This is a genomic window from Pseudoalteromonas sp. CNC9-20, from assembly GCF_022347875.1.
In the GTDB taxonomy this organism is placed as follows: Bacteria; Pseudomonadota; Gammaproteobacteria; order Enterobacterales; family Alteromonadaceae; genus Pseudoalteromonas; species Pseudoalteromonas ruthenica.
Window position 1 is genome coordinate 385,617 of record NZ_JAKRFS010000003.1, and the last position, 26,940, is coordinate 412,556.

The window sequence follows — 26,940 nt, forward strand, 5'->3', positions numbered from 1 at the left end:
TGGCTGACAAAAACGTGCATTTATCAGTACTCTTTGGAATAATGCCGATAAACCCGTGAATGAGGACGCTTTATGGCTAATATTGACAACGCCGCCAACACTTACCTCGATAGCCTTGCGCGCCACCGCGCACTATTCGACACCATGGAACAATACCAACCGCAAGTATCGCAATTGTTGAGCGCCTGTCATCAGGCACTAGCTGCTGGTGGTAAGGTGATCTGGTTCGGTAATGGTGGCAGCGCCGCAGATGCACAGCATCTCGCTGCAGAGTTTGTGGTGCGCTATAAAAAAGAGCGCGGGCCACTGGCATCCATTGCCCTGACAACGGATACTTCCATTTTAACCGCGCACTCTAACGACTATCATTTTGATACTGTATTTGAGCGTCAAGTTCAGGCGTTGTGTAAACCACAGGATTTGGTTATTGGCCTGACGACTTCGGGAACCAGCGCTAACATCAATCTTGCGCTCCAAGCGGCCAACGACATCGGTGCTTACACCGTGGCTTTGACTGGCCGTGAAGGCGGCACCGTTAAAGATATTGCTAAACTTCCCATTATCATCAGCAATGATGAGACCGCGCGTATCCAAGAAGCCCATATGTTTATCGGCCACTGGTTGTGTGAAGCCCTAGATATGCTAGTGGCGGAGTAAGCAACATGGATTTAGGTCTGTTAAAACAGCTGCACAATGCCAAGGTCTTGGTGGTTGGGGATGTCATGCTTGACCGATACTGGCATGGTGACTCCGGGCGTATTTCCCCTGAAGCGCCGGTACCGGTGGTCAAAGTGAACCAGCTTGAAGACAAAGCCGGTGGCGCTGCCAATGTTGCCAAGAATATCGCGCGCCTTGATGGTCAGGTAGGCCTGCTAGGGCTTATTGGTGAGGATGAAAGTGGTCAAATTCTAGAGCGCATTCTTGCTGATGAACACATTGACTCACAGTTAGTCCATGCTGTGGAATTACCGACGATAGCCAAGCTCAGGGTGATTAGTCGACACCAGCAAGTGGTGCGCCTAGACCAAGAAGAACAGTTTTCTAAAGAGCATTCGCAGTTATTGTTGAATCGTTTAGAACGTGTGGTGGGTGACTATGATTTCATTGTTTTCTCAGATTACAACAAAGGCTCATTGACGCTCATTGAGGCTATGATCCGGGTGGCCAAAGACGCGGGAAAAACCGTATTGGTAGATCCTAAGTCGCCGCAGTTAGGCTTATACCGTGGTGCCGACTACATCACGCCTAATTTAAATGAGTTTAAGCTCGCCGGTGGCGATGCCAGCAGCGAGCAGGCGTTGACTGATACGGCGCGGGCATTAATAAAAGAGGCGGGAATTGGCGCGATGTTGCTGACTCGCTCAGAACAAGGTATGTCGTTGATTAGTGCCAGCGCTAAACACGACTATCCCGCACAAGTGCAAGAAGTGAGTGATGTCACAGGCGCTGGCGATACTGTAATCGCAACTTTAGCGGTGATGCTCGGGGCAGGAATGCCAGATTCTGATGCAGTAGAGCTGGCCAATTTAGCAGCGGGTATTGCTGTGAGTAAGCTAGGTGCGGCTACCGTGTCGCCTGAGGAGCTCAGTGCAAAACTAGGTCAGTACCTGCGTGCGAATGGCGAGCATTACCAAACGCCTTTTGAATCCGTAATCCAGCATATTGAGTTTGCGAAACAAAATGGTGAGAAAATTGTATTCACCAATGGTTGCTTCGATATCCTCCACGCCGGCCATGTGCGCTATTTGGCACAAGCGAAAGCTATGGGAGACAGGCTCGTTGTTGGCTTAAATACCGATGACTCTATTGCCCGGCTGAAAGGGCCTGAACGTCCTATCAATCCTTTAGCTGAGCGGGCCATGGTATTGAGTGCGCTGAACTCTGTGGACTGGGTGATCCCTTTCGGCAAAGAGCACGAGGGCGACACGCCAGCAAAACTGATTGAGCAAATCAGCCCGGATATCTTAGTCAAGGGCGGAGACTACAACGTAGAAGAAATTGCAGGGGCCGAACATGTGCTGCGCCATGGCGGCCATGTTGAAGTGCTGGAGTTTCTCGATGGTTGCTCAACTTCCAACGTGATAGAGCGAATTAAAAAAGGACAGTAAAAAAGGAGCTACGGCTCCTTTTTTGATGAGTCAGGTTTAAAAGTTGTATTCAAACTTTAGGTATGCGCTGGTGTCTGTTTCTGAGCCCTCAACGGTATCATTGTTAGCAACAACGCCACCCACAGTGAAACGTCCTTTCATCGCTAAAAAGCGATAGCGAGCTTCCAGCTGCTGGCTATCAATCGGTGTTTTGGTAATGCTATGACCAAGGTCAGGGTTGTTGGGGTAGCGATCACTGTTGTCACTGTTAAAGTCGATTTGGCGCAACTTGACTTGCCAGTCATGACCATTACTTTGTTGGCCTAAAACAGTAAATACCCAAGATTGCGTGTCGTTATCGTAAGCCGAGCCAATAGTCCGTCCTTGATAACGATAGCCGGATAGATAAATAGAGTGCTCATAATAGCAGTTTTCAATATCCGGTGCTTCGGCGGCACAGCTGACGCCAGTATCGATATATTCCAGGTTAAAAGTCAGGTTTTGCGCGAATGCATATGCGCTGGTTTGGGCGCCAAAGACATAAGCTCTGTCTGCCGGTTTAAAGTAACTGCTTGCATCTTCTCCAATTGTGCTGACATACAAGGCATAAGGCTGAGAAAAAAGCGTGTCTGACCAACGCACATCGAGCCCCGCAAGTTGGTTACCGAGTTTGGTCTCCTGCTCAGAGGTACAGCTGTCAGCGCCATTTGCACATTCGGTTTTACCTAAGATCATATCAACAAAGTCTCCTAAGGAGCTTGGCTGACTTTCACCTGCCCATTGCGCTGACCACGATAAAGCGACTTCAAGTTGTTGTAGCGGGCGGAAATTAACGCGGGTGCTCCATAGCATCGCATCAGGCTCGACCCGTGTTGACTCAAGTTGTGCCATCTGTGCAGTAAATGACCAAGGACCAATCCAACTTAGCCACGGCGTCTCAAACGCAGTGGCCTTTTCACGGCTCACACTAATCGCTGGTAGCGGCTTGGCGTTGGTGGACATAATCAAGCTGTTATCAATACCCGGCCCCCAAAACTGCTCAACCGCACCGGCACGAAATATCCAGTTTCCTAAACGATAAGCGATATAACTGTGGTCCAAAGTCGTGTCATCACATTGCTCGAGTGCTTGCTCATTGGCCACGATATCCGCTTGGCCTTTATCTTTGACATAACAATTACGTCCGTCTTCGCGGTGATTAACGGCTAGTTTTGCCGCAAAGTTCTCTCCCAAGTAGCTGTAACTTGCAAGCATTTCTGTTTGCTGAGAGTGGCTCATCCCAAAACTGGTGACTGCACGGGGATCGGTGGCTTTAAAGCTATGCACTTGAAAGTTGTGAGGTTGGCCATTTTCGGATTCAAAGCGGTGACGCACGCGCAGTGCCGCATCTTGAAGCTCAGCACTTAATGACGCAACCGGTGCCGCGCGCAACTCGTCGATAAAGCTATTCCACATAAGTGGAAATGTGGTTACCGGGGCTGAGATTACACCGGCATCGGCAAGGCGTTGGATATCTGCACGAAGACCATAATCATCGGGCTTAACCCAAGGCTCAGCAAAGACTGAAGAACTAACTAAACACAAAAAAGTGCATAATGAAGAAGTAGAGAAGCGCACGTTATTAGTCCCTAATACAAAACGAGCGGGTAGTCTACCAAGCTAATAGTGAGTTTGCAGCAGTTGAAATACGCTTTGATAATTTATTAAATATTCAATACAGCGACCGTGAGGGTATCGAAAACTACATCAACCCCCTATATAATGAGGCGATTAACGCAAGCCAGAATGTGGAGTAAATGGAACATTCCGAGCGCATTAGCCCAATAGCACCAACAAGTGTAAAACGGCTGCTATTCATTCCGGTCTCATCCACTGAAGGTATCGGCGAATATATACGTTCTCTAACCCTAGCCCTGAGTTTAAAGCAGCGCTACGCGGATGCTATTGATGTGCATTTTGCTCTTAATCAGCACACCAAGTACGCCAGTACCTGTCCCTTCAATACCACCTTACTGGCGCAGTCGCCGACAAAAGAAAATACGCGTGTGTGTGCGTTAATCCAAGATTATAAGCCCGATGTCGTGATTTTTGATTGTGCTGGAAGAGCATCGCAGATGCGCAGTGCCCGTGCAGCGGGAGCCCAGGTTGTGTTTATTTCTCAGCACGCTAAAAAGCGCGCAAAAGGGCTCAAGCTAAATCGCGTTGATTGTATTGATAAGCACTGGGTGGTGCAGCCAGACTTTTGCATCGAACCACTAAGTTGGTTGGAACGCCTTAAAATTCGCTGTTTCAACTTAGTTGAGCCAATCAACATAGGCCCTTACTTTGCGCTCCCTGATGCTCAATCAACACGACAAGCAATGGCCGATAGAGGGGTTCAAGCGGGTCAATACGTTGTTGTTAACGCCGGCTCAGGCGGACACCTGAGTGAGCAAGGAGTCTGTGCCGATGTATTTTATAAGGCTGCACAAGAGTTAAGTGAGCGCTTAAATATCCCGACGGTGGTCGTATTTGGGGCTAATTACCCTGACGCTTTGCCTGTATCGAGCGACCCCTTGGTGCATGTTGTCGGTGGCTTGAGTAATGCTGAGTTTATTGCTTTACTGGCTAATGCCAAGATGGGTCTGCTGAGTGCCGGCGATGCTTTATTACAAGCGATTGCTCTGCAGCTCCCTTGTGTTGCCGCGCCCGTCTCTAAAGATCAGCCTAAGCGCCTAGCAATGTGCTCTGCACAGGGGTTAGTGCATGCTGCGCCGTTAAACCGTAACACGCTGACCGCACAAGCGGTAGCACTACTCAATGATGAACAGCAGTGGGCAAGCATACAAAACGCTTTGCAGGGGCGTGCGCAATTGCATAGCCAAGATTTTATTGCCAAGCAATTTCAAGAGTTGTTGGCGTTATAGAGCGTTTAGGGTATCGAGGTAAGCTTGCTCTAAGCGTTGCCAATGGTGTTCTTGCCAATGAAAACTGGGCTGTCGAGCGGCTTCTTTAGCGAAACTACGTTGTAAGCGGGCGATATTCTGCTGCTGCCATTGTTGCTTGGGAATGCGCAGCTCGCCACGATCAAAATCGATAACATGGGCCTGGTTGTCAGCGCCAAACAAAATATTATTAATATTTAAATCGGCATGATACACCCCGGCTTGATGGAAGCGAGCCAAGGTGGTGCCGATATGGCTTATCAGCGTATCTTCTAGGGGCGCGGCAACTAGCTTTTCACACAAACTTTGCGCCCCTGGTAGTGCCCGGGTGATAATGTCGCCCCGGTAAATTAAGCCGTTGCGGCGAATCATGGCAGCTATGGGTTCAACTACAGGCAGGCCTTGTTCATGAAGTTGGCAGGTGAGGGCGAACTCTTTGTATACTCGGGTGTTGGCTAAACCAGTATAAAAATACTGATCGCTCAGCACCTTACCAATCAATCCGCCGCGCCAATAGTGGCGAAGCACTGCCCGTAAACCCTGATGTTCGAAAAAATAGGTGGTTGCTCGGCCGCTTTTTTGTGCATAGACCTTATTTTGCTTTAACCAGAACGTCGGCTCGAACCAATTTTCCTGCACAGATTGGGCTGGGTATTTGTACGTTAATAGCGTGTGCTTGGAAGAAAGTGGGCGAGTATGCATGAGTGTTACAAGGCAAACAAAATAATGGCGCTAGTGTAGCTGCTTTTGGAGTCAGGTTAAACCGCTTCACGCTTGCATTGCGCTGGGGTTGCTTTACCATTTGCGAAGATTAATTGCTATTAGGAAATACCGCGTGCCACTAGAGTCTGTGCAATCCATTTGTATCCTTCGTTTGTCTGCGATTGGCGATGTGTGTCATGCCGTCAGTGCCGTGCAAGCTATTCAAAAAGTGCATCCTAATGCCAAGATTACTTGGGTGATTGGCAAGGTTGAGGCCATGCTATTGCAGGGATTACCGGGGGTCGAGCTGGTGGTGTTTGATAAAAAGCAGGGAAGGGCAGCTTTTAAAGCTTTAAAGCAACGTTTCAAAGGCCAGCGCTTTGACGTGTTATTGAACATGCAAGTGGCTTTTAGAGCGGGCTTGGTTAGCCGCTGTATTCCAGCTAGGGTGAAAATCGGCTTCGATAAAGCACGCTCAAAAGAACTGCACAGCTTATTCATTAATAAACGCATCGACGCTAAGAGTGAACCTCATGTGCTCGAAGGCTTTATGCAATTTGCCGAGCAATTAGGGGTGCAAGACTTTACCCCGCACTGGCAGTTGCCCTTGAGCGGGGCAGATAAAGCCAAAGCCGTTGAGCTGGTGGGCGACAATGGCGAACCGTTATTGGTGATAAGCCCTGCGGCAAGTAAAGCGGAGCGTAATTGGCTACCTGAACGTTATGCTGCTGTTGCCAAGTATGCCGTGAGTAAAGGTTTCAAGGTGGCACTCACTGGCGGCCCGACCGACATGGAGCGCGCTTTAGCCGCTGATATTATCAGCCAGTGCGATTTTGAGGTGAATAATTTGGTGGGCCAAACCTCGCTTAAAGAGCTGACCTGCGTGTTGGCTTTGGCCACCGTGGTACTGGCTCCCGATACCGGTCCGGCGCATATGGCAACGACCCAAGGCACACCCGTTATTGGCCTATATGCGCACTCAAACCCGAAGCGCACAGGTCCTTATCTGTCGCAGCAGTACGTAGTGGAAAGCTATTTTGACGCGGTTAAAGAACAGCATGGTAAGCCTGCTGAGCAGTTACCTTGGGGCACGCGGGTTAAAGGTGAGCTAATGCATCGCATTAGTGTTGAAGCTGTGACCGCGATGTTTGATAAAGTTGTACACGAGCACCGATTATGAGCAATAAAGCCGTTTTTTTAGACCGCGATGGCGTTATTAATGTCGACCATGCCTATGTCCATAAGCCCGAAGATTTTGAGTTTATTGATGGCGTATTTGCCGCCTGTCGCAGTTTTCAACAGCGTGGCTATCGACTGATTATTGTCACGAATCAATCGGGTATCGCCCGTGGCTATTACAGCGAACAACAATTTGCTGAACTTACTACCTGGATGAAAGAGCAGTTTTTACAGCATGATGTGCGCATTGATGAGGTGTATTACTGTCCTCATCACCCCACTAAGGGGGTAGGCGACTACCGCCAGCAGTGTGCCTGTCGTAAGCCTGAACCGGGCATGTTGCAACGCGGCATTGCTGCGTTTAACCTCGACCCCGAGCACTGTGTCATGGTCGGTGACAAACATGGCGATATCCAAGCTGCACAGCGCTGTGGCATTGGCACTAAAGTGTTGGTGCGTAGCGGCCAAAAGTTTGACCAAAAGGCGCAAAGTGATGCCGATTACACCTGCGACGCGCTCGCTGATGTGCCTGCACTGCTGTGAGGGAATCTTTACATCCGGGATGGGTTACCACGCTGTGCTGTGGTCCAACCGCGTGTACAAACAATGCAATTGTACGTGTAACCTTTTACAATACCCCTAACTTTGTTTAACAAGCGAACCTACCCACGTCTTTGACGTAGCATGGGTCCCCCGTTCAAGTATTGGAGAAATCTATGAGAGCCTCTGCGTTTTATACTCAACTGCAAGCGCAAATCGAGCAAGTCAAAGCCGATGGCCTATACAAAAGCGAGCGCATTATTACCTCGCAGCAACAGGCTGAAATTGACGTTGCCAGCGGCGATAAAGTGATTAACTTTTGTGCCAATAACTACCTTGGTTTAGCGAATCATCCAGAGCTTATTAAAGCAGCGCAACAAGGCTTGAACGATCATGGTTTCGGTGTTGCTTCCGTGCGTTTTATCTGTGGTACGCAAGACATTCACAAAACCCTTGAAAGCAAAATCAGTGACTTTTTACAAACCGAAGACACCATTCTTTACTCTTCTTGTTTTGACGCTAATGCGGGTCTTTTTGAGACCATTCTTGGCCCTGAAGACGCCATTATTTCCGATGCGCTAAACCATGCCTCAATTATCGACGGTGTGCGTCTATGTAAAGCAAAGCGTTTCCGCTATGCCAACAATGATATGACCGACCTTGAGCAGCAACTGATTGCCGCTGATGAAGCAGGCGCTAAAACCAAGCTGATCGCCACTGACGGCGTGTTCTCGATGGATGGCGTGATTTGTAACCTTGAAGCGCTGTGTGATTTGGCTGATAAGTACGATGCCCTCGTTATGGTCGATGACTCTCATGCTGTAGGCTTTGTTGGTGAAAATGGCCGTGGTACGCCTGAGTACTGTGGCGTGTTAGACCGTGTCGATATTATCACTGGCACCCTAGGTAAAGCCTTAGGTGGCGCATCAGGCGGTTATACCTCAGGTAAGAAAGAAATCGTCGAGTGGCTACGCCAACGCTCACGTCCTTATTTATTCTCGAACTCGCTGGCACCATCCATTGTGACTGCGTCAATAAAAGTGCTGGATATGCTGGCTGATGGCAAAGAGTTGCGCGATACTTTATGGTCCAATGCGGCTTACTTCCGCGAGCAAATGGAAGCGGCGGGTTTCACTTGTGCTGGTAAAGATCATGCCATTATTCCGGTGATGTTAGGAGATGCCAAGCTCGCTGGGCAAATGGCCGATAAACTACTGGCTGAAGGCATTTATGTCACCGGGTTCTCATTCCCAGTGGTGCCAAAAGGGCAGGCGCGTATTCGTACCCAAATCTCTGCTGCACACAGCAAAGCGCAACTCGACAAAGCCATTGATGCCTTTATTCGTATCGGCAAAGAGTTGGGCGTAATTTAGGAGCACAGTGATGAAAGCATTATCAAAATTAAAGGCTGAAACCGGGATTTGGATGACTGATGCGCCAAAACCGGAAGTGGGCCACAACGATTTATTGATTAAAATTCGTAAAACCGCTATTTGCGGCACCGATGTGCATATTTACAACTGGGATGAGTGGGCGCAAAACACCATTCCAGTGCCTATGGTGGTAGGTCATGAGTATGTCGGTGAGGTTGTCGATATGGGCCAGGAAGTACGAGGCTTTGAAGTCGGCGACCGGGTTTCTGGTGAAGGTCATATTACCTGTGGTCATTGTCGTAATTGTCGTGCTGGGCGTGTACATTTGTGTCGTAATACCACAGGTGTGGGCGTTAACCGTGAAGGCAGCTTTGCGGAATACTTGGTTATTCCGGCGTTCAATGCTTTTAAGATCCCCGATAATATCTCCGATGAGCTGGCCTCTATTTTTGACCCGTTTGGCAACGCTGTACACACTGCTTTGTCGTTCGATTTGGTCGGTGAAGATGTATTGATCACCGGCGCAGGCCCGATTGGTATTATGGCTGCAGCTGTAGCTAAGCACGTTGGCGCACGCAATGTGGTGATCACCGACATCAACGAGTACCGCCTTGATTTGGCCCGTAAGATGGGCGCTACACGGGCCGTTAACGTCAGTGAAGAAAAGCTCGAAGACGTGATGACAGAGTTGGGGATGACAGAGGGCTTTGATGTTGGCTTAGAGATGTCAGGGGTGCCGGTGGCATTCAACTCTATGCTTGATAACATGAACCATGGCGGCAAGATAGCTATGTTGGGTATTCCGCCTTCAGATATGGCTGTAGACTGGAATCAAGTTATTTTTAAAGGCTTGGTAATCAAGGGTATTTATGGTCGTGAGATGTTTGAAACTTGGTACAAAATGGCCAGCTTGATTCAGTCAGGTCTTGATATTTCCCCTGTGATCACTCATCAATTCAATATTGATGACTTTCAGCAAGGTTTCGACACGATGTTGTCGGGGCAGTCAGGTAAAGTTATCCTCGACTGGCAGTAAGTAGCCTATGAAGGCGGCTAAGCCGCCTTTTCAGTGTTTAGTAAAATTGGAGTCCCATGGCTTTTAAACATATCTCGGTGTCGCAGACACATGAATTACTAAACGACGATAATGTCGTTATTGCTGATATACGTGACCCGAACAGTTTCGCAAGCGGCCATATTCCTGGTTCCGAGCATTTGAGTAATAGTAATATCGGTGAGTTCATGCTGCATAAGGAGTATGAGCAACCTATTATTATTGTGTGTTACCACGGTATTAGCTCGCAAGGCGCTGCTGGTTACCTAGCTGAGCAAGGGTTTGATGACGTATACAGTATGGATGGCGGCTTTGACGCCTGGGCGAAGCAATTTCCACAGTCGGTTGAAAAATGATTGAACTAGGTAGCACCAATAACGTGCGTGCTGCTCAAGGGTTTATTGATTACTTGAGTACTCAAGGGCTGCATGGCGAGCTCAAACCTGCACAGCAGGGGCATGTAATTATTGCTGTTGATCCGGAGCATTTTCATGCTGCTCAGCCGTTATGGAATGAGTTTAAAACAGAGCCGAATCATCCGCGATACAGTGATGCCGCTTGGCAAAGTGGGCGTACCGATTCAGGCTTGGTTTACAGCGGCAATAAGCTTAATTTGTGGCAACGCTTCAACGGGCTAAGTTTATTGGTTAAAAGCGTCAGTATTATCAGTGTGATTATCTATGCGCTGTTTTTATTGGGCCAGTTTAGCCATATATTCCCACTGTTACAGTTTAAAGCATCGCAGCCGCTCTCTTGGATAACGCCAGCAGTCGTTCATTTCTCTGCAATTCATTTGATATTTAATGTTCTGTGGTGGTTGACGTTAGGGCCCGCTATCGAACGCCAGACATCGAAACTCACTTTATTGAGTGTATTTTTACTTGGCTCTTTGGCCAGCGCGTGGGCGCAATATACTATGGTTGGCCCTAATTTCGGTGGTCTCTCAGGTGTTGTGTATGCGCAGGTAGGGTTTTGTTGGATTTATCCTTTGTTAGCGAAAACTAAACCGATGATGACCAAGGCGATGATTGGTTTTCTGCTACTGTGGCTAGTTTTTGGTTTTACCGATACTTTCTTTATGCCTATGGCCAACTGGGCGCATTTAGGCGGTTTAGTCAGCGGTATCGTGTTAGCGCTGGTGATGGCCTTTGGAAGTAATAAAAAAGCGGCTTAAGCCGCTTTTTTATTACTCGTGATGTTAGTGATAAAGGTATTTGGTAAACAGTACATCGCGAATAATATCTTTACCGGTTTCCTGCTTCAGTAAGGTTTTAAGCCGTTCGATGCATTTCTGTCTTATCTCTTCGCGGCCCGTTAAACTTTTGATTTTATCCTCTGGCTCTTGCGATAAGATTTCAACAATGGCGTCACGCAGCAGTGGCATGTGATGTTCAACCACTGAAATATTGCCAACATCTTCTAACATCAGATCGACAGTCACTCGCACATAGCCGAGCTTCTTACTTGATTGGCTGATGTAGTTCGCAACGATATCAGGCTCAAAGCCATAATAACCAACATCTCCCGCCGCCTTTGCGGGGCTGAACATGAGCAGAGTAAAGGCACTGACAAGTAATAGTTTGAGCGCTCGAGGCATAATAATTAGTGTGCTAGTTTTCATCAAGTTATCCATATTTTAGCGCGCTTAGCGATTTATCGTCCAGATTTATTAGTAAAGGGGTTACTGTGCTCTGTGAGAGCTTTTGCCATTAGTGTAGCAGTGGTATGATCGAAGCAATAGTCGAATCAAGGTAGTATGTTTTGCCTGCACACCCTATACCTCTTCGCGCGCAGTGGATAAGCATCGAGCACGCTAAGGTGACTGACACACTAGCCGATTGGCTACTGGAGTCTGGCTCGCTAACGAAGCGTTTAAAGTCACAGTGCCAACAATTTGCGGTGGAAGTTCTAAGCGAAAAAGTGGTAGCCAGTCGCTTTTGCGACCACGCTGTTTTCAAACCCCCCAGTACGAATGTGCGTGTGCGTGAAGTGTTGCTGTTTTGCGATAATGAACCTATGGTCTATGCGCAAACCTGGCTTCCTGAACAGCAGTCGCAGCAAGGGGTTGATTTAGCCCATTTGGGCAATAATCCATTGGGCGAAGTGATTTTCCAAGACCCGCAAATCCAACGAGTAGGTATGGAGGTGGCTGATTTCGCTCACAATCAGAGCCTGGCTGAGCTTACACACTCGTTAAAGCTGCCTGGTGGGCCGCTATGGGGACGCCGTAGTTGCTTCAATTTAACGAACCAACAAATAATGGTGTGCGAGATATTTTTACCTGGAGCCTATCCTTACCTATGAAACTAGCACCACTTAAGGCGATGCATTGGCCTTACTATAAGCAATTGATGCGTATTGATAAGCCTATCGGTACCTTGCTACTGCTTTGGCCCACTTTTTGGGCTTTGTGGCTTGCTGGTGCAGATTGGCCGCCGGTGAGTCTCGCGGTAATTTTTGCCTTGGGGGTGTTCGTTATGCGTAGCGCTGGGTGCGTGATCAATGACTTTGCTGATCGTAATGTTGATGGTGCGGTGCAGCGCACTCAACAGCGCCCTCTGGCAGCAGGAACCGTGAGTGCCGGTGAGGCGCTGAGCTTATTCGCTTTGCTGGTGGTTATGGCTTTTGCGCTAGTGTTATTACTTAGCTGGCAGACAATATTACTGTCATTTGGGGCGCTTGCCTTGGCTGCGTGTTATCCCTTTATGAAACGTTATACCCATTTACCCCAAGTGGTGTTAGGAGCTGCGTTTAGCTGGGCAATTCCAATGGCTTACATGGCTACTATCGAAGCGCTGCCGATACATGCATGGTTACTGTTTTTTGCCAATGTAGTGTGGACTGTCGCGTATGACACCTTGTATGCGATGGTGGATAGGGATGATGATGTTAAAATAGGTATCAAATCCACCGCTATTTTATTTGGTCGTTACGACCTTCTGGCGGTGGCTTTATTGGATGTCACCTTTATTGCACTGTTGGCCTATATCGGCTTGGATATGCAACTTTTTTGGCCATTTTGGCTTGGTCTCAGTATTGCGACTATGCTGTTGGTGCGACAGCTTTACTTGTGTCGCCACCGAGAGCGAGCCGCGTGTTTCAATGCATTTTTGAATAACCACTATGTCGGCCTAGCCATTTTTATGGGCATTGCCGTTAGCTTGCTTTAATTCGGCGGGTCAACAAAGCCGGCGACAGAATTATTCTTGCGAAACCAGCCAGCGATAGAGAAGCGCGACTGCTTTGCTGGCAATACCTCATGCATAAATAGCTCACTTTCAAACACAACCAGTGTGCCACAGCGGGGAGCTACGCGCCGGGCAACTAATTTGGAGCGCGGTTGATAGATCACTAACTCGCCTCCCTCATCAGGGGTGTTTAGGTAGCAAACCGTAGTAAATACACGATTCGAGCGCCCCTTAAAAGCATCGTAATGCTTTTTATAGAAGTCCCCAGGCTGATAGTGGGCAAAGTGGCATTCATAATCGAACAGGCCAAGGAAAAAATGTCGGTTAATGTGCAGGCGCAATGCTTCCATTAAAGCTATGTAGTCTTGCTCTGCTTGTGAGTGTCCGCTAAACCACAAAGTTTTGTCTTTTCTTATTTGCTCGTTATGTTGAAACTCTTGGCGGCGGCCAATTCCAGCTGGTGAAAAGGCATCGTATTGTTGTTGTGCTGTATTCAGGAGCTGGCTGGTTAAAGAGCTCGGTAATGCCTGTTCAATCACAGCATAACCGTGCTGATGCACATCATCGATGATCTGTGCAAATAATGGTTCTTGATTCACATGCGGAAATTCAAGTCAAAAGGTGGCTTAGTATACCCTTGAAATGACAAAGCACTACTGTTTATTGGTGTAAATGTGGGCACATTGATAGATGAGCCTCGCCCGCCTAGTCTTGGCTGCTATTTTTTTAATGGCTTGGCACTTAAGGAGGAGTAGTAGTAATACTCGCCCAAGTTTGAGCGAGTAGGTAGGTGTTTACTTAGAGGCTGCGAAGAGTTAAGCACTCAAGTGTCGGGCGCTGGCAACTTGTTCAATCACATCTAATAATTGAATAATGTGTTGTTGCTGCTCCACTTGCTCTTGGGTTTTGACGATTAAACGTGAGTGCGCTTCATCACTGGCTTGCAGACATATAAGGTCATCGTGGTTGTTGATGGCATTTGTATGTTCAATGCCGCCAATGGCAATGCTTTGCCCGTTGGTCACCGCGTTAATCACCTCTTCTAGGCTACCTAAACGCAGGCCATTGCCCTTGCGCAGTACGTCGGCAGCCTCTTTTATCATGCCTTGCACATGTTGGCTTTGCGAAAAACAACCAAACAGCGGGTAGGCATCAAGGTCATGTAAGGTGACGCTGGCTTTATGTGCTAGAGGGTGGTTGCGACTTGCAAAGAGTACGAGCTGATCCGGTAAATGGATATCGCTCCCACCGAGGCAGGCGTTTTCTTCACTGACAAAAATATCAATTTCGCCTCGTTTCAGACGAGAATGTAGCTCTTGCTGATCTTGTAGCTGCATCTCGATTTTCACTTCAGGGTGCTGTGCCATAAACTGACCGCAAGACATGGGCACAATGGAGCTTGCTGAGCTGGTATAGCCAATTACAACACGGTTTTCACTTTTGCCACTGAGTTTGTCGAGTAATTGTTTGGTACGTGCATATTCATCTAGGGTATTTTGGCAAAAACGTAAAAAAACTTCGCCTTCCTTCGTTAATATGACTGAGCGTGTAGAGCGTGATACTAGTTGATGACCAACTTCCTCTTCCAAAGTTTGAATGCTTCGTGTTAATGCGGAGGTACTAATGTTGGTTTTTTCTGCCGCTTGGCGAAAATGGCGCAAAGAGCCAAGGGCGAGGAATTGTTTAAGTTGTTCGAATCTCACTTTTAATTCCTTTTAAGTAAGTTATTAGGTGTATGGATTGGGGTTAATCCTCCTCAATACTAGTACATTGTACCTGAAATAAAAAGATGTCTTTTGTAACAAATTTTTCAAGTTCATCGTGGGGTTAATTAATAATAATCATTAGTCAGGGTAGCGGTTTTTTATAGCAATGAATTCATCAATATTTTTGATCATTAATTCGACTAAAGTCGGGTCGAAATGATGCCCTTTTTGTTGTTCTATAAAGTCTATTATATCCTCCATAGGCCAAGCCTTTTTATAACAGCGTTCGCTCCCTAGTGCGTCAAATACGTCTGCTAGAGCCGTAATTCTGCCAACAATGTGAATGGCCTCTTTGGCAAGGCCTTTAGGGTATCCAGAGCCATCCCATTTTTCATGGTGTTGGCCGGCGATTATTGCACCACATTGTAAAATTTCGTTACTGGATCTGTGGAGTATTTCGTAACCCACTTGTGCATGTTGTTGCATTATTTCCCATTCTTGATCATTGAGCTTTCCAGGCTTATTTAAAATATGATCCGGGATGCTTATTTTGCCAATATCATGTAACGGCGATGCCAGTTTAAGTACTTCAGCTTGATAATCACTTAAGCCATAAAGTGTTGCCAATAGATAACTGTAATTAGCCACCCTTTTTACATGAGAACCGGTCTCTTTCGAGCGTTTTTCCACGGCTTCACCGAGAATATACGACAGTTCTTTTTGCGACTCTCTTACCGTTTCCCGTAATTTTAAGTTGTTGTAAGCCAGCGCCACGTTATTGGCGAAAAACTCTAGTAATTGGTGTTCATGAGTATTCAAGTGGGCGCCGCGATCTACATATAACATGGTCTCCATGCCATTTTGACCTGGGAAGTAACCGACATAGTTACTATCATTTTTTATTGAACGTTTGCGCTGGTGAGCACTGTGGAAATCTTGGCGCACATTGTGTGGCAGTTTACTAATGTCTGACTCGGGAGGGTGTCCTGAAGCCGCGAGCAATTTAAACTCAGTATCTTCTTGGTTGCTGCTGTAGGTCACCGCAGCACAGTATAGCTCGGCATCTTCTAGGCCCAGTATATGGGAAATGTTATTGAGCACCACGGACGCAAATTGGTGGATGCTGTCACACTTGAGAAACACCGTAGAGGCGTTGATGATGCGTTCTAACCCTTGTTTCTGCCGGTTAATTAATTGAATATCGCGATATCCGCGCAGCGCCGAATAAACCAACGTTTTGAGTTTTATAGCGGTAAGCTCAGTTTTATTTTTGTAATCGTTAATGTCGTAGTCGCGGATAATCGACTCTTCGGGAGCTTCTCCTGGTTGCCCAGTGCGTAAAATAAGACGGATATCATGGTTATCAATTTGCTCGCGAATATGCTTTATAAGCATCAATCCGGCGTGATTGGTTTCCATAACTACATCGACTAGCGCGACAGCGAAAGTGCTATCTTGTTCTAGTAATTCGATAGCTTCTTGTGCTGAATAGACGTGTGTTAATTCTACATAGCGATGCTCGAACTCAAAGTTAGAAAGCACTAACCGAGTGACATGGTGAATATCTTGGTCGTCATCAACAACAAGTACACGCCAAGGCGGTAAACTAGTTTCTGTTGTTTGTGTTTCTGCATCATCGACTTCGGAAAAAAGATACTCACTCACACTGGGTTCCACCATTTCAGGTCAATGTAACCTGAGTATAGGTGAGATTTATTTCTCTGGTGAGTGAGAATGTTTTCCTATGCTTTCTAATTCAATGGCAATCGCATCACAGGAAATATGTATTTCGTAAAGAGAGGTGAGCAAAGAGACCATGAGTGCCACTAAGCTTATGCCAAATAAGGCCGTGCCTAGAGGGGTAAACTCAACAAATAACGCAAACATCGCTAGGGTACACAGTAAAAAAGACGCCACCCCCCAAAATTGCATACTGCGGATAAGTCGAATTCGCTTCTTTAAGTTTAATATTTGCTCAATCACGAAGGGCCGGATTTGCTCGCCTTCGCGGGCATTAAGTTCGCGGATCAGTTGTGCCAGTACGAGAAAACGATTGGTATAGGCTAACAGGAGAAGAGAAATCGCTGGAAAAAGCAGTGCAGGGGTGGTTAATGTCATCATTTTTTCCAATTTTTATGTGTATAGTTAGGGAATGTTAACTATGGGCTAGACATTTTTACAAATAACGGGCTTAATGTTAACAATTTGCCGCTCGCCAATTCAAAAGCTAAGGCAAAAGACAAGATTAATCAAGAATATGCGTATGCGTAGAGGGCTCGTGTCGGTGATACGGTGCCGCACGTTGATGCAAAGGGGGAGAGATGGCTATCAACAGTGGTGAATACCATCACAATGAAGTAACGGATAAATTAGCAAGTGACTTCGCACAACGTTGTGCTGATTTGTTCAATGTTGAGCCAGAGCAGTTAAATCAAGCCTTGGCGGCTTCATCCAGTGATCAACAAGTAAATCAACTTGCCGCGCAATTAAGTCAGCAGCTGAGCATTGCTCTCGTTGCAGCGCAGCTGGGTCGTGGTGGAGATAGCGCAGAGCTAGACGAATTGCGTAATGAGCTCAGTGCTATTAAAGAGCGCTATGCCAAACAGAATCGTCAGTTACTAGAGGCGCAGCAGGAAAATGCGCAGTATGCCGATGAGCATGTTCAACTTAAGCAAAAACAACATGAACTGGCGGCATTGAAGCATCGTTTAACGGAGCTTGAGAGCGATAATTACAATTCGCAAAGCGAGCGCCAAGAGTTATTGGATGCCGTAACAGCGTTGCGAGAGGAAAAAACACGGTTGGAGCAAGACAACCAATCGTTGAAGCAGGCGCTTGAGAGCCAACGTCAAAGCAATATGGCGTGGCAAGAAAAACTGCAAGAAGTGTCTTCGCAACAGCAAGGTAACGAGCAGCTCGAACAGCAGCTCACTGATCTGCAAAAAGAAAATGAAGCTGTTGCAGAGCAACTGGCTCACTACGAGCAGCTTGTTAGCCGTCAGAATCAGCAACTCTCGGAGCTGTCTGAAAAGCTTAATGAAACAGAGCAGCAAGGTGAAAATCACCAGCTTACTGTTGAGCGCTTACAGCAACTAGGTGAGCAGCTACGTGAACAGCTCAGCGAGGAACAAGCTGCGGTTGCTCAACATAAGGAAGAAAATCAGCAACTCATTGAACGTTTAGAGCGTCAAGATGCGAGTAGCGGCGATATGGCTCAGCAAATAGAGCAGTCGCAGCAGAAAATCGAGCAACTTACGGCACAGCTGGGCACCATTGATGAGTTGAAGCAGCAAATGCAAGCGCAAAGCGAGCAGCATGAGCAAGCTCTGCAAGAACAAGCGCAACAGCAACAAGCTCAATTTGAACAGCAGCAGCAACAGTGGCAAGCGCGGTTAGAGGAATTAGAGCAGGGCTTAGCTGAGAAGCAATCGCAAACCGAAGAGCTGGATCAACAGAAGCAATCGCTTGCTGAAGAGCTTGAGCAACATAAAGTTCGTTGTGAGCAAGAAGAGCAAGAAATTGAAGAGCTGAAGAAGCAAATTCAAGAGCTGACCAACCGCCATCGCGATGAGCGAGAGCGTAATGAGAGCTTGCGTTCACGTATTGATAATGATTCACGACAAGCTCGCCAAGCTTTTGATAGCTTACGTTCTGAGCACATCGAACTCAAAGATGAGCTAGAGCAAGCACAAGAGAAAATGATGGAATACAAACTGAAATTTGACTACGCCCAGAAGCAGCTGCAAAGCGATTCGTAGTGGATTTCAAGTGGGTTAAGGTCTTCGACGCTGAGCACGGCGTCGAGGCCAATATCATTAAAGGTCGCCTACAACATGCTGGTATAGAAAGTCGTTTGACCGGCGAGGCTCTGCAAGGGGCCTTGGGAGAGATCCCTTTCATTGAGGCTGGCGTTGGTGTGTGGGTGTACGATATAAAACTGTCCGCCGCCCAACAAATCTTGTTAGAATATCGACAATCGAAAACATCCGCGCAGAAGTGGCAATGCCACCATTGTCAGCAGTGGAACCCTGCAAGCTTTGATCTGTGTTGGTCCTGCATGAAAGAAAAACATGAACAAGCCCAATAACTTTCAGCGTATTCGTGAGTTGAATACGGTGCAAAAAGCTGCGTTAGCGGCAGCCTTAATGGAACGTATGCTTCCTAACTACTCGCTATTCAGTGATGCACTTGAATTTGGAGATCCCGCAGTACTCAAAAATGCACTCGCTTTATGTTGGGAAAAAATTCTTTTACCAAAAAGTAAGATTAGTATCGAGAAGTTAGTCGAGAAAGTTGAACCAAATGTGCCAGAAGTGTCTGATTTTGATGTCTTTGGTGTATATCCAGCTATCGATGCGGCAACCGCGCTGCTAACGCTTTTGCATGGGATTCAAAGCAAGGATGAGCAAGAGTACGTCAACGTATGCAAGATTGCTCAAGGTACAGTAGCACGATTGATTGAGTATCAGTTTGAGCTGGACGAGCAACCTTATCAAGCCAAAGATGTAAACCAACACCCATTAATGGAATACGAGGTTGGGGTGCTAAGTGAGTTAATTGACTTTGTCTCAGCTTTGACTCGCATCGATAAAGACAATGTTAAAGCCTTGCGCCATCTTGCTGTAGAGGATGGGCACACTAACATTGGTGTAGAGATTTAGCCCAACGCCACATATCACATGCGCTGGTATAAGCGTCCCCAAGCTTGCCCAGCGCGTTTTTCCTTTCGCAACTGCCAGTTATCAGGAGCAGTGAAGTCGGCGTTATTCGCCTCCACTTCCACATACACTAAAGCATCGTCAGCTAGCCAACCATTTTCTTCCAAGGCTTGGGCACATTTATAGGCGAGTCCCTTATTAAAAGGTGGGTCAATAAAAGCAATATCATAAGCCGCACTGCTTGGTTGAGCTAACAGAGATAACGCATCCCCTTGTTGTACACTCACGTTTAGCATGTCAAGGAGTGCTGCGTTATCGCGTAGTTGCTGTGCTGCTTTAGGCTCCAACTCAAACAGAGTCACTTGTTTGGCAAATCGTGATTGGGCTTCAAACCCTAGACTGCCGGCACCTGCAAAGCAGTCTAATACCTGGGCATCACGAATATCCATCATGAGCCAATTAAAAACGGTCTCTTTTACGCGATCTGTGGTTGGTCTTAGGCCTTCAATATCATGTACTGGTAACTTTCTGCCTCTATGTTGACCACCAATAATGCGTATTTGCCCTGTTTTTGTTGTGCGTTTATGCGCGGGTTTTGCGGCTTTTCTATTGATGGACATGCATTTACTCACTATATGCTTTTTCCACAGGCTGGGAAAATGGTAATATAACGCGCAATTATAAATAATATTTGTGGCTAACGACAGCTGCTTTAAAAGGCGAGTGCATCGCCATGACTGGAAATATGGTTTCATACAATGGCTAAAAAAAGTAAGTTTCTGTCCTGGTTTGGATTAGGTAAAAAAGAAGAGCAAGCAAAACAAGAAGAACAGGAACGCCTTGCAAAAGAGCAGGCTGAGCGTGAAGAGCAGGAGCGCTTAGCGAAAAAACAAGCCGAGCGTGAAGAGCAGGAGCGCTTAGCGAAAGAACAAGCCGAGCGTGAAGAGCAGGAGCGCTTAGCGAAAGAACAAGCCGAGCGTGAACAGCAGGAGCGCTTAGCGAAAGAACAAGCCGAGCGTGAAGAGCAGGAGCGCTTAGCGAAAGAACAAGCCGAGCGTGAAGAGCAGGAGCGCTTAGCGAAAGAACAAGCCGAGCGTGAAGAGCAGGAGCGCCTTGCAAAAGAGCAGGCAGAACGTGAACAGCAGGAGCGCCTAGCGAAAGAACAAGCAGAACGTGAACAGCAGGAGCGCCTAGCTAAAGAGCAGGCAGAACGTGAACAGCAGGAGCGCTTAGCGAAAGAACAAGCAGAACGTGAACAGCAGGAGCGTTTAGCTAAAGAACAAGCAGAACGTGAACAGCAGGAGCGTTTAGCGAAAGAACAAGCAGAACGTGAACAGCAGGAGCGTTTAGCGAAAGAACAAGCAGAACGTGAACAGCAGGAGCGCTTAGCGAAAGAGCAAGCAGAGCGTGAAGAGCAAGAACGTTTAGCGAAAGAGCAAGCAGAACGTGAAGAGCAGGAGCGCCTAGCTAAAGAACAAGCAGAGCGTGAAGAGCAAGAACGTTTAGCGAAAGAACAAGCAGAACGCGAAGAGCAGGAACGCCTAGCTAAAGAACAAACCGAGCGTGAAGAACAAGAACGCCTCGCCCAAGAGCAGGCAGAAAAAGCGGCCGTAGTTGAGAAAAAGCCAGGATTCTTCTCACGACTCAAAAAAGGGCTATTAAAAACCAAGTCAAACATCGGCTCCGGCTTTGCGTCTATATTTAGCGGCAAAAAAATTGACGATGAATTATTCGAAGAGTTAGAAACACAATTACTAACAGCCGATGTCGGTGTGGATACCACCGTGAAGTTGATTGATAGCCTTACCGATGCAGCAGATCGCAAGCAGCTCAAAGATGGCGAGGCTTTATATGAGCTACTGAAGCAAGAGATGGCAACAATGTTGGCAAGTGCTGAGCAGCCATTAAACCTTGAGGGCAAAGATGGACCGTTTGTCATACTTATGGTCGGTGTTAATGGTGTCGGTAAAACCACCACCATAGGTAAGCTTGCTAAACAGTATCAACAACAAGGGAAGTCGGTAATGCTTGCCGCAGGCGATACCTTCCGTGCAGCAGCGGTAGAACAACTGCAGGTGTGGGGAGAGCGTAATGATATTCCCGTTATCGCGCAGCATACCGGAGCTGATAGCGCTTCTGTGGTCTTTGATGCTTTCCAAGCTGCAAAAGCGCGAAACGTTGATGTGCTGATTGCTGACACCGCCGGGCGCTTGCAAAATAAAGACAATCTAATGCAAGAGCTTGAAAAAATAGCGCGAGTGATGAAAAAAATAGACCCTGAAGCACCCCATGAAGTGATGTTGACCATTGATGCGGGAACAGGTCAAAATGCGATAAGCCAAGTAAAACTATTTGATCAGGCCGTTGGTTTGACGGGTATCACTTTGACGAAACTAGATGGCACGGCGAAAGGGGGAGTTATATTCGCCATAGCCAACCAATTTAAAACACCTATTCGCTATATTGGTGTGGGTGAAAGCATCGATGACTTGCGCACTTTCAAAAGTGATGACTTTATAGAGGCGCTGTTTAGCAACGAACAATAATTACCCTAACATTGGGAAATAATAACAATGATAAAGTTCCAAGAGGTCAGTAAAACCTACCCGGGGGGCCATCGAGCCTTAGAGAAAATCAGCTTTCATATCGAAAAAGGAGAGTTGGCTTTTCTCACCGGGCACAGTGGCGCTGGTAAGAGTACGCTGCTTAAGCTTATTAGCTTAATGGAGCGCCCTTCAGCTGGTAAAGTCGCCATTAATGGCGTAGACCTCGCTGCTATCAAAGCAAAGCAAATTCCATTTGTGCGCCGCGATATAGGTATTATTTTTCAAAATCATCGACTTCTTGAACGTTACTCCGTGTTTGATAATGTCGCGTTACCGCTGATTATTGAAGGGGCACATCGCAAACAATTAGAAAAGCGTGTCTATGCTGCGCTGGATAAAGTGGGGCTCAGTGATAAAGCCCGCTGTAACCCAACAACTCTCTCTGGGGGGGAACAACAACGGGTGGGCATAGCCCGCGCAATCGTTAACTCCCCACCTTTGCTGCTCGCGGATGAGCCCACAGGTAACCTAGACCCTGAGTTATCGATGGAAATTCTGCAATTATTTGAAGACTTCAACCGCCATGGTACTTCTGTGCTTATCGCCACTCACGATCTTGGTTTAATAGCGCGGATGAAATATCGTAGCCTGACGCTTAAAGAAGGCCGTCTGCTCAGTGATCCACTGGCTCAGGAGGCGCTCTCATGAGTCTATTATTTAAAGGTCGGGAAACTGATTATCAGCGCAAAGGCCATTCGCCCGTTGCACGCATGTACTTCGGTATTATTAATACGATTCGTCAAGGGGTGCAGAGCTTAGGAGAGATGTGGCGTACACCAACTGCATCAATGATGACAATCCTTGTACTGGGACTAAGCTTAACCTTACCTTCTACTTTGTACTTGGTCGTTAAAAATGTACAGAAAGTCAGTAGTGGCTTTGATAATGCAGCGGAGATTTCCTTATTTGTTAAAGAGCAAATGTCGGAGCAACAAACGCAAAGTTTGGTAAAACGTTTGGCGCTCTATAAAGAAGTTGAAGAAGTGCGCTTTATTAGCAAGCGCCAAGCGCTAGAAGAGTTTAAACAGGTGTCTGGCTTTGCTAATGCGTTAGATTATTTGGATGACAACCCTTTGCCTGATGTGGTGCTGGTCACTCCGGGTGAACGCTACCGTAATGCAGATGCTGCTAATGCGCTACTAGATAAATTACAACAAGAGCGAGAGGTCGACTTTGGCAAGTTGGATATCGAGTGGCTGGAGCGTCTAAATGCAATTTTGAATCTTCTTAAGGAAAGCGTGATCACTATTGCCCTATTATTGCTCACTTCTGTCATTCTTATTATTGGCAATACCATTCGCTTGTCTATTATTGACAAGCGCAGTGAAATTCAAGTAATGAAGTTAGTTGGTGCTACCAACGGCTTTATTCAAGCTCCGTTCTTATGGACAGGCATCTGGTATGGCATTATTGGCGGCTTTGTGGCGCTAATTTGCAACCTGCTGATGATGTGGTGGTTAGAGTCGGCCGTTGTGCAAGTGACCGGAATATACCAGTCGAACTTCATTCTAGAAGGGCTCGATGCGAACGAATTCCTCATTCTTATTGGCTTAGCAGTGATCTTGGGCTTTAGTGGTTCGTACTTATCTGTGCGTCGATATATCAAGGAAATTGAACCGGATAAAGTTTAATGGGCTGGCACCGCTTGTAAGCACGGTTGTTTCATCAAGTGATGCTCACAGCTTTGCTTGTGGCAAGTGCGTGAGGCGGTGCTATAGTTCACTTCTAATTCAGGGCTTCTTTGCTAGGTTGAATTTAAAAGTTGTTGTTATTCTTTTGTCATCTTTGTGAGTTACAATTGAATCTCTCAACTTATTTTCCTTTTTTATCATTAAGTTAGAGCGCATTAAGAAGATTTGTAGAACTTCTTGATATGCATAAGGTCAAAGGTTACAATGCGATTAGCACTCTCGGTTAAAGAGTGCTAAATTAAATGGACAGATTGATCACCCGAGGTGAAAAATGAGCACGAATTTAAATGCAATGGCATTAACGGTTGGCCAACAAAGCGCGAGCATCGAAGGATATTTGCAGGCTGTTAGCACCATCCCAATGCTCGAGGCCGAGGAAGAACGTCGGTTAGCGACTCGATTACAGCAAGAAGGCGATCTAGAGGCTGCAAAGCAGCTGATCATGTCGCATCTGCGTTTTGTCGCCCATATTGCCAAAAGTTACAGCGGTTATGGTTTGCCACAATCAGACCTAATCCAAGAGGGCAACATTGGCCTTATGAAAGCAGTTAAACGTTTCGATCCCAGTGTGGGAGTGCGTTTGGTGTCTTTTGCCGTACACTGGATCAAAGCTGAAATCCATGAATATGTGCTTAAAAACTGGCGTATCGTAAAAGTTGCGACCACTAAAGCGCAGCGTAAACTGTTCTTTAATCTACGCAAAAACAAAAAGCGCCTAGGTTGGTTCAACCAAGAAGAGGTGGCCACAGTGGCCAGCGAGCTAGGCGTTAGTGAAAAAGAAGTACGTGAAATGGAATCACGTATGAGCGGCCAAGATATGGGCTTCGATTTAAGTGCTGACGAAGATGATAGCAGTGTTGGGCAAAGCTATTCGCCAGTGCAATACTTAACTGACAACGCTTCGGATTTAGCCGAAAGTGTAGAGCAGGAGCAATGGCAAGAGCAATCTCATGCACGCTTATTCTCAGCACTGAAAACGCTGGACGATCGTTCGCAGGATATCGTTACTTCGCGTTGGCTTGCAGATGAGAAAGCGACACTACAAGAGTTGGCACAAAAATATGAAGTGTCAGCAGAGCGTGTACGCCAGCTAGAAAAAACGGCGATGAAAAAGCTGCAAAATGCGATGGCATAAGTAGTTATACCGTGCTCAAAAAAGGCCAGCTTAGCTGGCCTTTTTCGATCTAAGTAATCGTTTATCAAAGCACTACTTATAGTGTGTTTTTACTGGCACCCATTAATGGTCGCGTTTGACTGCGATATTCGCTAAGGCAACAAGCGCCTCTTTCTCTGCGCTTTCAGGCAAAAAATCCAATGCCGAAATGGCTTTGTCGGCTTCTTGTTGAGCGCGCTGCATAGTGAAATCAAGCGCTTTTGTTTGTGTTAATGTCGCCAAGATATCACCGAGGTAATCTAAGCCATTTCCTTGCTCTATTGCTTCGCGTATTTGTTGTTTCTGCGCCGCTTCACCATGCTGCATAGCATAAATTAATGGTAACGTCGGCTTACCCTCAGCTAAGTCATCACCAATGTTTTTGCCCAGCGTGTGGGCGTCGGCGCTGTAATCCAACACATCATCAACGAGCTGGAAAGCCGTACCGAGGTGCATACCGTACAAGCGCATTGCCTCTTCAACGTTTGCGTCTTGCTCGGTGATCACTGCTGCTAATTGAGTGGCTGCTTCGAACAGTTTAGCGGTCTTCGAATAGATGACCTGCATATAGCTTTGTTCGGTGGTATCTGGGTCGTTACAGTTCATTAGCTGTAGAACCTCGCCCTCGGCGATAACATTGGTGGCATCGGCCAAGATATCCATGATCCGCATTTGCCCTAACCCGACCATGAGCTGAAAAGAGCGGGTGTAGATAAAATCTCCCACAAGCACGCTGGCTGCGTTACCAAATTCGGCATTAGCGGTAGGCTCGCCGCGACGTAAGTCAGATTCATCTACCACGTCATCATGTAATAAGGTCGCCGTATGGATAAACTCAACGATAGTCGCTAGGGTGACATGTTTATCGCCTTGGTAACCTAAGGCCCGGGCTGCGAGCAGCGCTAACATGGGGCGTACGCGTTTGCCGCCACTATTTACTATGTATAAACCAAGCTGGTTAACCAGTGCGACGTCAGATTGCATCTGCGCATGTATTAACTGATTGACGCTGTTCATATCGTCAGCGATAAGCGTCTGGATAGCTTTTATATCCATTTAACTCCGTGCCCACTGTCGGTTGTTCAAGGAAATGCGCGATGAATTGTACATGAATTTTTGCCATTGCTCGACACTTTCACAGCAAAGCATCATTTTTATAAGCTTTAACAGTAAAAATAAGCCAAAGCTAAAAAAAGTGATTAAAAACTGCTTAATCTGCTTGGCAACCGGCTAAAAACAGATAGAATAAGGAAAATTTTTTTCATGTCCTCATCGACGCCATTTTTTCAAGTTTTTATTGAAAAAACAGCTTGTCAAGCCGGGCGTTTTAGCGTAGACTTCGCGCCCTATTGAAGAATATTTAGTTGCGTCGATTTGAGGGCGCACAGACGGAGTTAATTATGTACGCGGTTTTCCAAAGTGGTGGTAAACAGCACCGTGTGACTGAAGGTCAAACAATTCGTCTAGAGAAACTAGACGTAGAAACTGGTGCAGCGGTTGAATTTGACACAGTACTTTTAGTTGCTGATGGTGAGAAAATCGAGATCGGTACCCCGTTCGTAAACGGTGGTAAAGTAACAGCTGAGGTTGTTTCTCACGGTCGTGGCGAGAAAGTGAAGATTGTTAAGTTTAGACGTCGTAAGCACTCTCGCAAGCAGATGGGCCATCGTCAATGGTTCACTGAAGTTAAAATCACTGGCATTAGCGCTTAATTTAGAGGTACAGAAAGATGGCACATAAGAAGGCAGCTGGTAGTACTCGTAACGGTCGTGATTCAGAAAGTAAACGTCTAGGTGTTAAGCGCTTTGGCGGTGAATCAGTTCTTGCGGGTAACATCATCGTACGTCAACGTGGTACTCGTTTCCACGCGGGTTCAAACGTAGGCATGGGTAAAGACCACACACTATTTGCAACATCAAATGGTAAAGTTCAATTCGAACAAAAAGGTCCCCTAGGTCGCAAATACGTAAGCATCGTTGCTGAATAATCAGTAACCCAGCTTACAGAAAAACCCCGCTTTTGCGGGGTTTTTTGTTTTCAATACATATAAACTTGTATAATACAGGTATTCAATCGCAG

At 46.8% G+C, this 26,940-nt stretch carries 29 protein-coding genes; 20 read left to right on the top strand and 9 right to left on the bottom strand.

Annotated features, from left to right (window positions below; translation table 11 throughout):
• Positions 1 to 72 precede the first annotated feature (72 nt).
• Both MHM89_RS08875 and hldE read left to right on the top strand, forming a co-directional pair.
• On the top strand, positions 73 to 657 hold the full coding sequence (locus MHM89_RS08875) for an SIS domain-containing protein (protein WP_022946494.1): 585 nt from the start codon (positions 73 to 75) through the stop codon (positions 655 to 657).
• Positions 658 to 662: 5 nt separating this feature from the next.
• On the top strand, positions 663 to 2,108 hold the full coding sequence (gene hldE, locus MHM89_RS08880) for a bifunctional D-glycero-beta-D-manno-heptose-7-phosphate kinase/D-glycero-beta-D-manno-heptose 1-phosphate adenylyltransferase HldE (protein WP_130148583.1): 1,446 nt from the start codon (positions 663 to 665) through the stop codon (positions 2,106 to 2,108).
• A 36-nt stretch (positions 2,109 to 2,144) separates the two neighbouring features.
• On the opposite strand, the gene MHM89_RS08885 is transcribed toward hldE, so the two are convergent.
• On the bottom strand, positions 2,145 to 3,704 hold the full coding sequence (locus MHM89_RS08885; RefSeq protein WP_138509570.1) for a capsule assembly Wzi family protein: 1,560 nt from the start codon (positions 3,702 to 3,704) through the stop codon (positions 2,145 to 2,147).
• A gap of 179 nt (positions 3,705 to 3,883) precedes the next feature.
• Between MHM89_RS08885 and MHM89_RS08890 the strand changes: the two genes are divergently transcribed.
• Entirely contained in the window at positions 3,884 to 4,993 is a 1,110-nt protein-coding gene (locus MHM89_RS08890; RefSeq protein WP_235419321.1) for a glycosyltransferase family 1 protein, read from the top strand.
• On the opposite strand, the gene MHM89_RS08895 is transcribed toward MHM89_RS08890, so the two are convergent.
• Entirely contained in the window at positions 4,988 to 5,713 is a 726-nt protein-coding gene (locus tag MHM89_RS08895; protein WP_045979635.1) for a 3-deoxy-D-manno-octulosonic acid kinase, read from the bottom strand. The genes MHM89_RS08890 and MHM89_RS08895 overlap by 6 nt on opposite strands.
• A gap of 133 nt (positions 5,714 to 5,846) precedes the next feature.
• On the opposite strand from MHM89_RS08895, the gene MHM89_RS08900 reads away from it, so the two are divergent.
• From MHM89_RS08900 to glpG, 6 genes are all read left to right on the top strand, one after another.
• Entirely contained in the window at positions 5,847 to 6,893 is a 1,047-nt protein-coding gene (locus MHM89_RS08900) for a glycosyltransferase family 9 protein (protein ID WP_239408636.1), read from the top strand.
• A complete protein-coding gene (gene gmhB, locus MHM89_RS08905) occupies positions 6,890 to 7,435 on the top strand; it encodes a D-glycero-beta-D-manno-heptose 1,7-bisphosphate 7-phosphatase (RefSeq protein WP_239408637.1) in 546 nt (181 codons plus the stop codon). The genes MHM89_RS08900 and gmhB overlap by 4 nt, the downstream gene beginning before the upstream one ends.
• Before the next feature lie 173 nt (positions 7,436 to 7,608).
• On the top strand, positions 7,609 to 8,805 hold the full coding sequence (locus MHM89_RS08910) for a glycine C-acetyltransferase (RefSeq protein ID WP_239408638.1): 1,197 nt from the start codon (positions 7,609 to 7,611) through the stop codon (positions 8,803 to 8,805).
• Between the two features lie 10 nt (positions 8,806 to 8,815).
• On the top strand, positions 8,816 to 9,841 hold the full coding sequence (gene tdh / locus MHM89_RS08915) for an L-threonine 3-dehydrogenase (protein ID WP_022946486.1): 1,026 nt from the start codon (positions 8,816 to 8,818) through the stop codon (positions 9,839 to 9,841).
• Between the two features lie 56 nt (positions 9,842 to 9,897).
• On the top strand, positions 9,898 to 10,215 hold the full coding sequence (gene glpE / locus MHM89_RS08920) for a thiosulfate sulfurtransferase GlpE (RefSeq protein ID WP_022946485.1): 318 nt from the start codon (positions 9,898 to 9,900) through the stop codon (positions 10,213 to 10,215).
• The gene (gene glpG / locus MHM89_RS08925; RefSeq protein ID WP_151173172.1) at positions 10,212 to 11,033 is read left to right on the top strand and encodes a rhomboid family intramembrane serine protease GlpG; all 822 of its coding nucleotides are present in this window, start codon (positions 10,212 to 10,214) and stop codon (positions 11,031 to 11,033) included. The genes glpE and glpG overlap by 4 nt, the downstream gene beginning before the upstream one ends.
• Before the next feature lie 24 nt (positions 11,034 to 11,057).
• On the opposite strand, the gene MHM89_RS08930 is transcribed toward glpG, so the two are convergent.
• A complete protein-coding gene (locus MHM89_RS08930) occupies positions 11,058 to 11,408 on the bottom strand; it encodes a flagellar basal body-associated protein FliL (protein WP_231658170.1) in 351 nt (116 codons plus the stop codon).
• A gap of 212 nt (positions 11,409 to 11,620) precedes the next feature.
• On the opposite strand from MHM89_RS08930, the gene MHM89_RS08935 reads away from it, so the two are divergent.
• Positions 11,621 to 12,163: a chorismate lyase gene (locus tag MHM89_RS08935; protein ID WP_275441796.1), complete on the top strand. Its 543-nt coding sequence runs from the start codon at positions 11,621 to 11,623 to the stop codon at positions 12,161 to 12,163.
• On the top strand, positions 12,160 to 13,029 hold the full coding sequence (gene ubiA, locus MHM89_RS08940; protein ID WP_239408640.1) for a 4-hydroxybenzoate octaprenyltransferase: 870 nt from the start codon (positions 12,160 to 12,162) through the stop codon (positions 13,027 to 13,029). Before MHM89_RS08935 ends, ubiA begins: the two co-directional genes overlap by 4 nt.
• On the opposite strand, the gene MHM89_RS08945 is transcribed toward ubiA, so the two are convergent.
• From MHM89_RS08945 to MHM89_RS08960, 4 genes are all read right to left on the bottom strand, one after another.
• The gene (locus MHM89_RS08945) at positions 13,026 to 13,646 is read right to left on the bottom strand and encodes a 2OG-Fe(II) oxygenase (protein WP_152440304.1); all 621 of its coding nucleotides are present in this window, start codon (positions 13,644 to 13,646) and stop codon (positions 13,026 to 13,028) included. The two genes, ubiA and MHM89_RS08945, sit on opposite strands and share 4 nt — an antisense overlap.
• 216 nt (positions 13,647 to 13,862) lie before the next feature.
• On the bottom strand, positions 13,863 to 14,750 hold the full coding sequence (locus tag MHM89_RS08950) for a LysR family transcriptional regulator (RefSeq protein WP_239408641.1): 888 nt from the start codon (positions 14,748 to 14,750) through the stop codon (positions 13,863 to 13,865).
• A gap of 141 nt (positions 14,751 to 14,891) precedes the next feature.
• A complete protein-coding gene (locus MHM89_RS08955) occupies positions 14,892 to 16,418 on the bottom strand; it encodes a DUF3369 domain-containing protein (protein ID WP_130148577.1) in 1,527 nt (508 codons plus the stop codon).
• 48 nt (positions 16,419 to 16,466) lie between these two features.
• On the bottom strand, positions 16,467 to 16,871 hold the full coding sequence (locus tag MHM89_RS08960; RefSeq protein ID WP_022946477.1) for a DUF2721 domain-containing protein: 405 nt from the start codon (positions 16,869 to 16,871) through the stop codon (positions 16,467 to 16,469).
• 203 nt (positions 16,872 to 17,074) lie between these two features.
• On the opposite strand from MHM89_RS08960, the gene MHM89_RS08965 reads away from it, so the two are divergent.
• The 3 genes from MHM89_RS08965 to MHM89_RS08975 are packed head-to-tail and all read left to right on the top strand — an operon-like array spanning position 17,075 to position 19,414.
• Positions 17,075 to 18,511, top strand: a complete 1,437-nt coding sequence (locus tag MHM89_RS08965; protein WP_130148573.1) for a hypothetical protein — start codon at positions 17,075 to 17,077, stop codon at positions 18,509 to 18,511.
• A complete protein-coding gene (locus MHM89_RS08970) occupies positions 18,511 to 18,840 on the top strand; it encodes a DUF2007 domain-containing protein (RefSeq protein WP_022946475.1) in 330 nt (109 codons plus the stop codon). The genes MHM89_RS08965 and MHM89_RS08970 overlap by 1 nt, the downstream gene beginning before the upstream one ends.
• On the top strand, positions 18,824 to 19,414 hold the full coding sequence (locus MHM89_RS08975) for a YjaG family protein (protein ID WP_239408642.1): 591 nt from the start codon (positions 18,824 to 18,826) through the stop codon (positions 19,412 to 19,414). The genes MHM89_RS08970 and MHM89_RS08975 overlap by 17 nt, the downstream gene beginning before the upstream one ends.
• A 14-nt stretch (positions 19,415 to 19,428) precedes the next feature.
• On the opposite strand, the gene rsmD is transcribed toward MHM89_RS08975, so the two are convergent.
• Positions 19,429 to 20,031, bottom strand: coding sequence for a 16S rRNA (guanine(966)-N(2))-methyltransferase RsmD (gene rsmD, locus MHM89_RS08980; protein WP_239408643.1), 603 nt, complete (start codon positions 20,029 to 20,031; stop codon positions 19,429 to 19,431).
• Between the two features lie 138 nt (positions 20,032 to 20,169).
• Between rsmD and ftsY the strand changes: the two genes are divergently transcribed.
• The 4 genes from ftsY (at position 20,170) to rpoH (ending at position 24,843) form a co-directional block, all read left to right on the top strand.
• Entirely contained in the window at positions 20,170 to 21,957 is a 1,788-nt protein-coding gene (ftsY, locus tag MHM89_RS08985; protein WP_239408644.1) for a signal recognition particle-docking protein FtsY, read from the top strand.
• Between the two features lie 27 nt (positions 21,958 to 21,984).
• Positions 21,985 to 22,665 (top strand): cell division ATP-binding protein FtsE, encoded by a 681-nt coding sequence (ftsE, locus tag MHM89_RS08990; RefSeq protein WP_022946369.1) that lies wholly within the window; start codon positions 21,985 to 21,987, stop codon positions 22,663 to 22,665.
• Positions 22,662 to 23,648, top strand: a complete 987-nt coding sequence (gene ftsX, locus MHM89_RS08995; RefSeq protein WP_022946368.1) for a permease-like cell division protein FtsX — start codon at positions 22,662 to 22,664, stop codon at positions 23,646 to 23,648. The genes ftsE and ftsX overlap by 4 nt, the downstream gene beginning before the upstream one ends.
• Positions 23,649 to 23,979: 331 nt before the next feature.
• The gene (gene rpoH / locus MHM89_RS09000) at positions 23,980 to 24,843 is read left to right on the top strand and encodes an RNA polymerase sigma factor RpoH (protein WP_022946367.1); all 864 of its coding nucleotides are present in this window, start codon (positions 23,980 to 23,982) and stop codon (positions 24,841 to 24,843) included.
• Positions 24,844 to 24,945: 102 nt separating this feature from the next.
• On the opposite strand, the gene ispB is transcribed toward rpoH, so the two are convergent.
• The gene (gene ispB / locus MHM89_RS09005; protein ID WP_045979626.1) at positions 24,946 to 25,917 is read right to left on the bottom strand and encodes an octaprenyl diphosphate synthase; all 972 of its coding nucleotides are present in this window, start codon (positions 25,915 to 25,917) and stop codon (positions 24,946 to 24,948) included.
• A gap of 344 nt (positions 25,918 to 26,261) precedes the next feature.
• Between ispB and rplU the strand changes: the two genes are divergently transcribed.
• Complete coding sequence (rplU, locus tag MHM89_RS09010) at positions 26,262 to 26,573, top strand: 50S ribosomal protein L21 (RefSeq protein ID WP_022946364.1); 312 nt, start codon at positions 26,262 to 26,264, stop codon at positions 26,571 to 26,573.
• 17 nt (positions 26,574 to 26,590) lie between these two features.
• A complete protein-coding gene (gene rpmA / locus MHM89_RS09015; RefSeq protein WP_022946363.1) occupies positions 26,591 to 26,848 on the top strand; it encodes a 50S ribosomal protein L27 in 258 nt (85 codons plus the stop codon).
• Positions 26,849 to 26,940 lie beyond the last annotated feature (92 nt).